Annotated in this window: 12 protein-coding genes and 3 pseudogenes; 12 read left to right on the plus strand and 3 right to left on the minus strand. The window is 63.4% G+C overall.

The window, feature by feature from the left end; translation table 11 throughout:
- On the plus strand, positions 1-348 hold a 348-nt coding region (locus LX81_RS20765), incomplete at its 5' end, for a serine hydrolase (RefSeq protein ID WP_146259508.1).
- 154 nt (positions 349-502) lie between these two features.
- Here LX81_RS20765 and LX81_RS20770 read toward each other — a convergent pair.
- On the minus strand, positions 503-934 hold the full coding sequence (locus LX81_RS20770; protein ID WP_111539177.1) for a phasin family protein: 432 nt from the start codon (positions 932-934) through the stop codon (positions 503-505).
- A gap of 619 nt (positions 935-1,553) precedes the next feature.
- On the opposite strand from LX81_RS20770, the pseudogene LX81_RS20775 reads away from it, so the two are divergent.
- The 7 genes and pseudogenes from LX81_RS20775 to LX81_RS20800 form a co-directional block, all read left to right on the plus strand.
- Positions 1,554-1,933: pseudogene (locus tag LX81_RS20775) on the plus strand (transposase); the annotation flags it as partial.
- 33 nt (positions 1,934-1,966) lie between these two features.
- The gene (locus LX81_RS23440) at positions 1,967-2,092 is read left to right on the plus strand and encodes a hypothetical protein (RefSeq protein WP_373280305.1); all 126 of its coding nucleotides are present in this window, start codon (positions 1,967-1,969) and stop codon (positions 2,090-2,092) included.
- A 172-nt stretch (positions 2,093-2,264) separates the two neighbouring features.
- The gene (locus LX81_RS20780) at positions 2,265-3,536 is read left to right on the plus strand and encodes a flavin-containing monooxygenase (protein ID WP_111539178.1); all 1,272 of its coding nucleotides are present in this window, start codon (positions 2,265-2,267) and stop codon (positions 3,534-3,536) included.
- Positions 3,537-3,551: 15 nt separating this feature from the next.
- Complete coding sequence (locus LX81_RS20785; protein WP_111539179.1) at positions 3,552-3,980, plus strand: RidA family protein; 429 nt, start codon at positions 3,552-3,554, stop codon at positions 3,978-3,980.
- A complete protein-coding gene (locus LX81_RS20790; protein ID WP_111539180.1) occupies positions 3,977-4,651 on the plus strand; it encodes a DUF1028 domain-containing protein in 675 nt (224 codons plus the stop codon). Before LX81_RS20785 ends, LX81_RS20790 begins: the two co-directional genes overlap by 4 nt.
- Before the next feature lie 12 nt (positions 4,652-4,663).
- Complete coding sequence (locus LX81_RS20795) at positions 4,664-4,846, plus strand: hypothetical protein (RefSeq protein WP_111539181.1); 183 nt, start codon at positions 4,664-4,666, stop codon at positions 4,844-4,846.
- Positions 4,847-4,877: 31 nt separating this feature from the next.
- The gene (locus tag LX81_RS20800) at positions 4,878-5,114 is read left to right on the plus strand and encodes a hypothetical protein (RefSeq protein ID WP_111539182.1); all 237 of its coding nucleotides are present in this window, start codon (positions 4,878-4,880) and stop codon (positions 5,112-5,114) included.
- Between the two features lie 152 nt (positions 5,115-5,266).
- On the opposite strand, the gene LX81_RS20805 is transcribed toward LX81_RS20800, so the two are convergent.
- Positions 5,267-6,208 (minus strand): LysR substrate-binding domain-containing protein, encoded by a 942-nt coding sequence (locus tag LX81_RS20805; RefSeq protein ID WP_111539183.1) that lies wholly within the window; start codon positions 6,206-6,208, stop codon positions 5,267-5,269.
- Between the two features lie 571 nt (positions 6,209-6,779).
- Here LX81_RS20805 and LX81_RS20810 point away from each other — a divergent pair.
- Positions 6,780-7,058, plus strand: coding sequence for a hypothetical protein (locus tag LX81_RS20810; protein ID WP_111539184.1), 279 nt, complete (start codon positions 6,780-6,782; stop codon positions 7,056-7,058).
- A 166-nt stretch (positions 7,059-7,224) separates the two neighbouring features.
- Positions 7,225-7,482, plus strand: coding sequence for a hypothetical protein (locus LX81_RS20815; protein WP_111539185.1), 258 nt, complete (start codon positions 7,225-7,227; stop codon positions 7,480-7,482).
- A 316-nt stretch (positions 7,483-7,798) separates the two neighbouring features.
- Here the strand turns inward: LX81_RS20815 and LX81_RS20820 are convergent, their stop codons facing one another.
- Positions 7,799-8,851, minus strand: a complete 1,053-nt coding sequence (locus tag LX81_RS20820; protein WP_170134076.1) for a glycerophosphodiester phosphodiesterase — start codon at positions 8,849-8,851, stop codon at positions 7,799-7,801.
- Between the two features lie 441 nt (positions 8,852-9,292).
- On the opposite strand from LX81_RS20820, the pseudogene LX81_RS20825 reads away from it, so the two are divergent.
- A pseudogene (locus LX81_RS20825) lies at positions 9,293-9,877 on the plus strand (transposase); the annotation flags it as partial.
- Positions 9,864-10,149 (plus strand): annotated as a pseudogene (locus LX81_RS20830) (ISL3 family transposase); the annotation flags it as partial. The pseudogenes LX81_RS20825 and LX81_RS20830, both read left to right, overlap by 14 nt.

Below are 10,149 nucleotides of genomic sequence, written 5' to 3' on the forward strand. Positions count from 1 at the left end.
GTGCTGAGCCCGACAAGCGTGCGGCTGATGGCGTCCGATCACTTGGGCGAGGGGATCGAGACACCCGTCGAACCCGGGGAGCTTCTGATGGGCGTACCGGGCTACACGTTGGGCCTGGGCTTCATGGTGCGGAAAGAGGACGGGATCGCCGGGGTGCCGGGATCGGCGGGCGAGTTCATATGGGCAGGCTACGGCGGCACGTTCTTCTGGGTCGACCCCGAAGAGGAGCTCGTGGTCATGATGATGTCGCAGCGCGCCGGTCCCTCGCGGGCCTATTACCGCAAGCTCGTCAAACAGCTCGTCTACCAGGCCATCACCGATCCCGTGCCGACGGCGCCAGTGCAGTAGGTCCAGGGCAAGCGGGCCTGCGGAGATTTTCACCGACGAGACAAGCGCCACCGGCGTGGACTAGCGAACATCTTACATGCAAACGGCGGGCCCGTTGCCGAACCCGCCATTCGTCTTTCCGTCGATCGGCCGGTCCGCAGACCGGCTGGTCGGTTCAGGCAGCCTTCTTCGCCGCGGGGCCGGCCTTGTCGGCGGCGCTCTCGGCGTTCGCCGTGGCTTGCTCGGCCATGTCCCGGCCGGCTTCGGAGGCCAGCTCGGCGGAGTTCTTGGCCGTCTCTTGCGTCACGCCGGCAAAGCTCTGCGCCGTGCGCATGAAGAGCTCCATCTGCTTCTGGAAGAATTCGTTGTAGGCCTGACCGTAGGCCGCCGGCTCGTCCCGGACCTGGCCAAGCTCTCGCAGGTTCGACAGCGCTTCCTTCGACGTCTCGCTGAAGATCTTGGTCGACCGGGTACCGGTCTCCACCATCACTTGCGTCAGGCGCTCGTTCGAGTTTGCCATCGTCCGGAAGACGTTCTGGTAGCCCTGCGGGTCGAACAGGCTCTGAATGTCGTTGGCGGCTGATTTGGTGCCTTGGTTCGTGGCCATGTCGGGTCTCCTTCTGGAGTGTCGGTGTGTGTCTCTCGGGGCATGTCTTGCGCCGTTGACCCATACCTGATGCCGCAGCGCAGCAATTAAACCGGGATACGCTGCATTGCGGCAAGAAAGTTTGTGCCGTGGAGAAGACTAACGGCAGACAGGCGCGGGCGAAGAGGATAGAGGAGCCAGCGCAAGCAACCGGTGAACGCGAAAAGACTGAACAGAACATCAAACAAATCCCCTAAGCGCTCCGAGGTCGCCTTAGAGCGGCACCGAGGTATAAGCGGTCGGAAGGGGCGGCCAGACCATCAGAGGCATTCGAAAGTTCGCTTATGGCAGGGCGCGATGGGCGCCAAGCATGCTGCAACTGCAAAACTCCTTAAATTGGCGCGGTCAGTTTGGGCTCGAGGACTAAGCCGCTTTCGCGCCAGGGCGCCCGGTTGGAGCGTTTAAAGCCGAGTCGAACACCGCGCTTCTCCGGGTGACTTTTTTGGCCCAACAATTGGGACCTTCGCAATCGCCAGATCGAAGGTTTCCATGACACAGGAGAAAATGAGGCCGCTGCGTGGCATTGATGGTGTGACCGCCCACCTACAAGGCCAAGAGCTGGCCGGACTGTGACGCAGCGCTGAAGCGGCGGGACTCGCTGACGATTTGGTTTGATCCCGAGATGAGCGGCTACGCCGTGCCGGTAGGCAGGCGTAGCCGCCAGCGGACCTGTAGCGACGCCGGCATTTAGACGTACCTTCCAATGAAAGTGCTGTTCGGCATGGCGCTGCGCCAGACAACCGGCTTCGTCGATAGCCTGTTGCGACTGGTGGGCCTTGACTGGGCGGTACCCGATTTCAGCGCGCTGAGCCGATGACAGAAGGCGCAGGCCGCAAACATCCCGTATCGAGGGCCGAAGGGCCCGCTGCACCTGCTCGTCAATAGCACAGGTATCAAGGTGGAGGGCGCAGGCGATTGGCACGCGCAAAGCACGGCGGTCCCAAACGGCGGGTCTTGCGCCTATTCAAGACCGCCGATGGACCGCCCAGGCGGATGGAGACCGACAAATACGCCTCCTGCGCCGCGGCCAAGCGCGACATCGCGCCCGCTCTCAAGCACCGCGCCCAGAAGGGCTTGAACAATCGCGCAGAGAACAGCCACCTTGCGTATCAACGATAGAAGAAACTAGGGAAACTCGGTACGCAAACGAGGTGTGGATCTGGTTTAGGCTGAACCTTAGCAGTGATGATTGAATTCGTTATTTTCCAGCTTGCGGGGGCTGCCTAGAACCCCTGTATCGCCCAGTTCGGGGGGTGTTGGGCAACCGGATGCAGGGAGTGCTGGTGTACTCATGGAAAAGACAGACACATTGATTGTCGGCGGCGGTCAGGCTGGTATCGCTATGAGCGAACATCTCGGTCGCGCCGATGTACCCCATATTGTCCTCGAAAAAGACCGCACGGCCGAAGCATGGCGTACCGGTCGATGGGACCGCCTTGTCGCCAATGGACCCGCATGGCACGATCGCTTTCCGGGGCTGGAGTTCGAAAACTGCGCTCCTGACGCCTTCGTGTCGAAGGACCGAATGGCGCAGTATCTCGTCGACTATGCCGCGATGATCGACGCGCCGATCCGTGAGGGGGTCGAGGTCCTATCCGCCGAGCCTCTGTCCGGGGAGGGCGGGTTTCTCGTCCAAACGAGCCAAGGCGGGATCCAGGCCCGCCGCATCGTTGCCGCCACCGGCGCGTTTCAGCACCCCGTCATTCCGCCGATCGTGCCGGAAACAGCGGGGATCGAGCAGCTGCATTCCTTTCACTACAAGAATCCCGACCAGCTTTCGGACGGCGCTGTAATTGTTGTCGGCGCAGGGTCCTCGGGTGCGCAGATCGCGGACGAATTGAACAGGGCCGGACGCAAGGTTTACCTTTCCGTCGGGCCGCATGACCGCCCGCCACGGCGCTACCGCGGCCGGGACAACGTCTGGTGGCTGGGCGTTCTGGGCCTGTGGGATATGGCCGCTCCTGCGCCGGGGACCGAGCATGTCACCATTTCCGTCAGCGGGGCGCGGGGCGGCCAGACGATGGATTTCCGTCGCTTGGCGAGCGAGGGAGTCACCCTGACCGGTCTGACCAGCAGGTTCGAGAAGGGCGTTCTGACGTTCGCCGACGATCTGGCGAAAAACATTGCGGCAGGGGATGCCAATTACCTCGAGGTGCTGGACATGGCCGACGCGTATGTCGCGCGCACCGGCCTCGACCTGCCCGAAGAGCCCGAGGCGCGGCGGAGCTATCCGGACCCGGAGTGCCTGACCAACAGGGTCCGCGCGCTCGATCTCGCCGCAGAAGGGGTAACCTCGATCATCTGGGCCACCGGGTTTCGGCAGGATTTCGGCTGGTTGAAAGTCGATGCCTTCGACGCAAAAGGCGCGCCGATCCACCAGCGCGGAACCTCCGTGGTGCCGGATGTCTATTTCCTCGGCCTTCCCTGGCAGTCGCGGCGCGGGTCGTCGTTTCTCTGGGGCGTCTGGCACGATGCCAAGCACGTCGCCGATCAGATCATCATTCAACGCGCCTACCAGCGCTACGAGGGCGAGGCCGCGATCGTGGCGCCCGCCGCCGAGTAATCCGAGGAACATCGCATGGCCCACACCCGCATCCGCAAGTTCAACACCAGCGAGACCTACCCCGAGCAGAAGCTCGATAACGATCTGTGCCAGGCGGTCATCACCGAAGGTGGCAAGACGGTTTGGCTGCGCGGGCAATGCCCGCAGAACCTGGACGACGCCAGGAACATCGAAAGCCATGATCCGGTCGAACAGACCCACAAGGTGATGCAGAATATCAAGCAGCTCATCGAAGAGGCGGGCGGCGAGATGGCGCATCTGGTCAAGGTCGTGGTCTACATCACCGACGTGCGCCACCGCGAGGCGGTCTACCGCACCATGGGCGAATATATCAAAGGCGTGCATCCGGTCTCGACCGGGCTGGTGGTGCAGGCTCTGGCCCGGCCGGAATGGCTGGTTGAAATCGACGGCACTGCCGTCATCCCTGAAGGCTATGGCGCATGACCTTTTCCCTCGTTGCGCGTTGCGCTGACACCGGCATGTTCGGCATTGCCATTTCATCCTCCTCTCCGGCCGTTGCGGCGCGTTGTTCCTATACTCGCGCAGGGGTGGGGGCTGTAGCCTCGCAGAATGTCACGGATCCGACCCTCGGGCCGCTGACGCTGGACCTGATGCAGGGGGGGCTGAGCGCCGAAGCTGCCGTTGTCCGCGCGGCGTCCGAAGCGAGTTTCGCTGAGTACCGTCAGGTTCTGGCCGTCGACACGCGCGGCGCCACGGCGATCCATTCTGGGCCGAACTCCCTCGGGATCTGGACCCAGGCGCACGGAGACAATGTTGCCTCGGCCGGCAACCTTCTGGACAACGAGGGCGTGCCGCAGGCCATCGTGAATGCCTATCTCTCGGCCACCGGCCATATCGGCGACCGCCTGATCGCCGCCATGCGCGCGGGTCTGGCCGCGGGGGGTGAGGCGGGCCCCATCCATTCCGCCGGGCTGCAGATCGCCGACAAGGTCACCTGGCCGGTGGCCGACTTGCGCTGCGACTGGACGGAAGACTGCCCCATCGAGGCCATCGCCACCGCCTGGGAGGTCTACAAGCCGCAGCTCGACGCCTATGTGCAGCGTGCCCTCGACCCACGCGAAGCGCCGTCCTACGGAGTGCCCGGCGACGACTGAGCAGGACACGACATGCTTGATCATTCGCCTCAGGACCGGGCGTCGCTTGTCTCGAGGCTGGAGTTGCGCGGCAAGACCTCCGACAGCATTAATTCAGCCACAAGCGCCGTCTTGACCGCCGCTGCGGAATGCGATGCCGAGGATATTGATTGCGCCGTGGCCGCCGGCCGCCGCGCCTTCGAGGCCGGTTCCTAGTCCCGTATGTCGCCCCTGGGATCGCAAGGCAGTGCTGTTGAAACTGGCGGATTTGCTGCGGGCCAAACTCGAGAAGATGATGCTGCTCGACAGTCTCGACATGGGCAAGACGATTACCGGCGCCTCCACCATCGACGCGCCCGGGTCCGCACATCTATCCATTTGTACGCGGAAACCATCGACAGGCTTTGCGATGAGGTCGCGCCGACCGGCCCCGGCGATCTGTCGCTGGTGCGCTGCGTACCCCTGGGTGTTGTCGGCGCGGTGACGCTTTAGACCTTTGCGCTGGATATGGCGACTTCGAGATCCGCGCCAGTCCTGTCGGCTGACAACTCCATCCTGTAGTAGCCCGCCGGGCAATCACCCCCGTCTGTGCTGCGGTTGGCCGAACCGGCGGAAGAGGCTAATGTGCCGGGATTGTCAGCCGGGCGCTGACGGCTGGAGCCGCAACCTTTCCGCATAGCCGTCGATCCAGCGTTGCGCATGCGTAAAGAACGCCTTGTGCAACTGCGTGTGGTTCGACGCTGCGCTGGTGAGAATGCCCAGCTTCAGCGGTCGTTGCCCGCCGGATAAGGGGATGTAGAGGATCGGCTTTCCGTCCGGCGACAGATCGTTTTGCGGCCGCACGTTGATGATCGAGTAGCCAAAGCCATTTGCCACAAGACCGCGCATCACGGCCATGTCCCGGGTTCGTTCCGCGATGTTGGCGCGCAGACCATGGTCGGTGAAGAACGACATGAAATACTCGGCGCTGTGCGGCAGGTCGAGTAGCACCATCGGGTGCGGCGCCAGCTGGATGATCGAGATTTCCGGCAAATGCGCCAGCGGATGAGTCTCGTACAAGGCGACCAGGGGCGGGAGTTCGAGGATCGGGATGAAGGTCAGGTCTCGCGGAAGATCCAGGTCATAGGTCAGGGCGAGGTCGATCCTTGCCTGCCGCTGCAAACTGAACAATCCCGACTGATCGGCCTCGATCTGGCTGGTGCGAACATCCGGATGGTCCTGCACGAAGCTTTGCCGCAGGCCCGGCACGACGATCTGGGCGAAGGTGCTGAGGCATCCGATCGCCAGCGACCCACGCACGCTGCCGGAGAGATCGCCGGCCATGTCGTTTATCGCGCCAGCCTGACGCAACACCAGGCGCGCTTGGCCAAGGATCTCGAGGCCCGCCGCGGTCGGGGTCAGCCCCTGCGCGTGGTGCCGGACGAAGAGCTGAACGCCCAACTCTTCTTCCAGCTGGGAAATCCCCGCCGAGACCGAGGGCGAAGACACGTTCACCTGCTGCGACGCCCCTGCAATGCTGCCCGTGTCGCCGACGGCGACGAAGTACTGCAATTGTCTGAGACTGAAACGCAGTGGCACGTCTCTTGTTGCCCTTCCTACGGTCCTCTTCGGTGCGTTGCCCGCTTCGCCGTCAGAGCGGAACGGTCCGAGGCGACTTCCCGCCTCGCTTTCGTCAGATGCCGCGGTTGGTGACCGCCCGTCAATGAACTTGCGCCAGGGACATGCGCAGGATCCTCCCGCTATCGCTCAGAGCGCAGGCCAACACCGAGGTTTTATCCGAGAGACGTTCCGTTCCTTGCCCTTCCTTCCGCTTACCGCATGGCAGAAACAGTAAGACGATCCCTTTCAGCGGCAATGCAGGAAGACTAGCCCGACTACGGCCTTGTCTCTACGCTGGTGGCGGGACGAGAACCAGGGAGCTTGGAACAGCATGTGCAGAGACGGTTCGACCATCGACGGGTCGGGCAATGGAAGCTGATCCTACCATGAAAGACTGCCCCGTTTGCGACGGGTCCGGCAACTTCCCCGAGGGCATGACCGGCTCTCCGGATGTGCCCTGCTGGGTCTGCCACGGTAAGGGCGTTATCCAGGCCGACCGGGAGGTTTCGCCCGTCTGGCTGGCCTACGGGAAAAGCAAGAGGGCTCTGTCGTGACCGAAGATGATTTGGAACCGTTGCGCCAGGCGCGGGAGATGATGGCAGCGCGCATGAGGGACGTGATCGACCGCAAGAGGCGGCGCGGCACGCTCGACCGGGACGACACATCCGACGCTCTCGAGATCGAGGCCGTGGGGCACTGTCTCGACCTGACGAGAGATGCCTACGACGAGATGGCAAAGGCGCATGGCCTGTCAACGCTGCGCGAGCGGCATGAGGCATGGGCTGCCCAGTTTCCGCCTCACGATCCCGATGACGGAATACCGTTCTGATGCCCGGGCGCAGAAAGTTCTATTGCCGTCGCTGCGGCGGGGAGGTGATCTCCATCTACCTCATGACGCAGCAGGACCCGATCCGCGAAAGCTGGTTACATACCTGCCGATCCTGCGGGATCATCGAGGCTGGTGATGTCCTAACAAGAAAATCGCAAGGATCGACATGAGCACGCTGTCTCCCGAAGAACTCGAACGTCGAAAAGCCTCGAGGGAGGAAGAGCACAACCGCCGGTGCCCGCACTGCGGCGGGGAGACGGCCTTTGCGCACTGGCTGTTCAAGAAGGATCACTGGCCCCCCGGGGCATGGCTGCACACCTGCAAGAGGTGCAGATTCTCGGCCTACCTGACAGGCGATCGGGAGAGAGACCTCAAGGCACAGGACTTCTTTGAACGGTTTCCGGTCGATCGGGGAGACCCGTGATGGCAAGCGGCTCTGTTGCGTTGAGCTGCTGAGCTTGCGGCGACGAGCCTGCACGGTCGCAGGTCGCGCAGCTTTGCCGGCTTCGCCGAACCGAAAACATCTCGTCGGCGTCATTCCGAGAGTCCTCGATAATGACCGGCAAAAGAAGAAGGCTGGTTCTGGTTCTACATGCCGCTGCTCGCCCACCGCTATGCGGTCGTACCACGCCGGTCACGCGCCGCAGCTGCCTGATCGAGGCAGGCGGCATTCGGTCCGCGGCACCATGGCAATACGAACCGCCAAGCATCCCCGGCGGCTCACTGGGCTCGAAGCCCATTCAGGTCCGGCGGCGTCGCCGAAGGCCGAGACCGGCGAGACCTGCCATTCCTATTGCCAGCAACGGCAGCGACGCCGGAAGCGGCACCGGGGCGATCTGGCCGTATTCCGTCACGGCCGCGCGGAGGTAGTCCGGATTGTCGGTGATGAACCCATCGAGGCCCCAATCCAGGAACGGCTCCGCCGCCGCGAACGCAGCATCCGGCTCCTCAGGCCGGAACGTCCAGGCGAAAACGCTCAAGCCCTCGCCATGGGCGGCATCGACGAGGCCCTCGGTGATCGAGGCGGCATAGAGCGCGACGGTATCGGTGTAGCCGGCCAGCGTCTCGAAGCTCTCCGTTTCGCTGACGTACCAGGTGCCGTCCAGGAGGCCACCGCTACCGAGTTGAGCGACGCCCATATCGACGCCCGCCGCATCCAGGAGTGTGGCGTACTCGCGAACGTTTTCGAAGTCGAAAGATTGCACGGCCGATTCCCGGGGCGTGTCGTATCCGTGCGCGATCAAGGTCTCGATGACCGCCTGGTTGGTCGCGGAATCGTAGGCATACTTGCCCTCCGTCAGGATCCCGACATCGGTGCCGTTCCCCTCGTTGTAGCTCGTCAGCGCACCGAGCATGTCGTCGAATGTCGGCACGCGATACGGGTCGCCATCGGCAGGCGTGAAGCCCGGGTAGGTGTCGCTTCCCGTGCCGGTGGGTTCCACGGTCAACTCGCTGATCTCGGCGTAGGTGTAGTCGCTGACCGCATAGCCGCCGTTCCGCGCGTCAAGCACGTCCTCGGCGTTCGTGGTCCGCTCGAGCGAGCTGTCATGCATCGCAATGAGGACCCCGTCCGACGTCATCATCACGTCGGTCTCGATGTAGTCCGAGCCCATCTGCGCGGAGAGCTCATTCCCGCCGATCGTGTTCTCGGGCAGGTAGGCCGGCGCCCCACGATGCGCGATGACAAGGGGCGCATCGCCGGTCAGGGTGTTGTAGGGGCTTCCGACGCTGGCGGCGGGGACGGCGCCGGCGGCACAGAGCGCCATGGCGGATAGTCGAGCGAACGATCTCATGGGATACCTCTTCGTAATCGCCATCAAGGTGGCCCCACACGCCTAGGATGTCGTTGTAACGGGTATATTGCGCCCGTTGGACGGTGAGCCGTTTATCGGCTTGCCCAAAGCCACGCCCCGAAAGGCCGAAGCCCCAACCTGATTCTCTACAACGGTATCGGCTCTGCGGGCCAATGCGCCGTGGCAAGCGCTAGCTATCTGGCCAGCCCGCAAGCTATGGCGCCTCGTGCGCCGCCATTGGCTTGGTGTTGCGCTGCCACGTAGCCGGTTTTTGCTCCGCCGTCGACACATGTGGCGATGGTCAGGATATACGCTCGAGCTGCCAAGGGATCCTCACTCAGCCATCGCGCGTGCAGACCGAGCTCCGTATAAGGCAGCGTTGTTGAAGAATTCTGCCGGGGAGCGATTCACACCGTGGTTCTATGCGGGTTGACGAACAGCGTGAGCAAGCCTCCACCCTCCCGCTATCGCACGACGGATTGGTCTAGTTATAACGCGGCGCTGCGCGCCCGGTTCGGTGTTGATCTGGATGGATCAAGCTATGGCTTGGCTGGCGCCGCGTGAAGGACGGCCTGGCCGTCCGACCGTCTTCTCCGATGCCGCGATCCAGTTCTGTTCTCCGATCAAGGTGCTGTTCAAGCTAGTCGACATCGATGCGCCATTGGTTTGAGCACAATGTCAACGCGACAGACCGCGGGGAGGGTGGCCAGCCTGCTAAGACTGGCGGGGCTGGATTGGTCCGTGCCTGATGTCAGCACCCTGCGCCGCCATTAGAAAACCTTGGCGGTTTAGAACCCTTGCCGACGTATCGACGGTTCCCTGAACCTTTCGGGAAACAGCACCGGCATCGAGTTCCTTGGCGACGGAGAATGGCAGGCGCGCGAGCACGGGGTACAAGGCCGTCGTCGGTGACACAAGGTGCATCCTGCCATGGATACGGCGACCTCGGACATCCGTGCGGTAGAGTTCACCCCCAGCAGCTGCGGTGACAGACTGATCCTGCCGGAGTTGCCCGGCGAGCGCCCCGCGGGTGATCGGCATCGACGACTGGGCCTGGCGGCGCGGCCAGCGCAACGGCACGGTGATCTGCGATCTCGAACGCCGGCAGATCATTGATCTTGCTCGCCGGACAGGGAGCCGGCGACCGTCGAGGCCTGGCTCAGGGCGCAGCCGCAGATCGAGGTAGTCACCCGCGACCGGACCGGCGGCACCGGCGGTGCGGTCACGCGCGCCTTGCCCCGGGCGGTCCGGGTGGCGGATCGTTGGCACCTCCTCGAGAACGTCAGCGCGGCGCCTCG

It is taken from the genome of Palleronia aestuarii, from assembly GCF_003253995.1.
Taxonomy (GTDB): domain Bacteria; phylum Pseudomonadota; class Alphaproteobacteria; order Rhodobacterales; family Rhodobacteraceae; genus Palleronia; species Palleronia aestuarii.

Coding starts and splice junctions, on each gene's coding strand:
- LX81_RS20770 (WP_111539177.1), bottom strand. CDS start 934: ATGGCCACGAACCAAGGCACCAAATCAGCCGCCAACGACATTCAGAGC.
- LX81_RS23440 (WP_373280305.1), top strand. CDS start 1,967: ATGGAGACCGACAAATACGCCTCCTGCGCCGCGGCCAAGCGCGACATC.
- LX81_RS20780 (WP_111539178.1), top strand. CDS start 2,265: ATGGAAAAGACAGACACATTGATTGTCGGCGGCGGTCAGGCTGGTATC.
- LX81_RS20785 (WP_111539179.1), top strand. CDS start 3,552: ATGGCCCACACCCGCATCCGCAAGTTCAACACCAGCGAGACCTACCCC.
- LX81_RS20790 (WP_111539180.1), top strand. CDS start 3,977: ATGACCTTTTCCCTCGTTGCGCGTTGCGCTGACACCGGCATGTTCGGC.
- LX81_RS20795 (WP_111539181.1), top strand. CDS start 4,664: ATGCTTGATCATTCGCCTCAGGACCGGGCGTCGCTTGTCTCGAGGCTG.
- LX81_RS20815 (WP_111539185.1), top strand. CDS start 7,225: ATGAGCACGCTGTCTCCCGAAGAACTCGAACGTCGAAAAGCCTCGAGG.
- LX81_RS20820 (WP_170134076.1), bottom strand. CDS start 8,851: ATGAGATCGTTCGCTCGACTATCCGCCATGGCGCTCTGTGCCGCCGGC.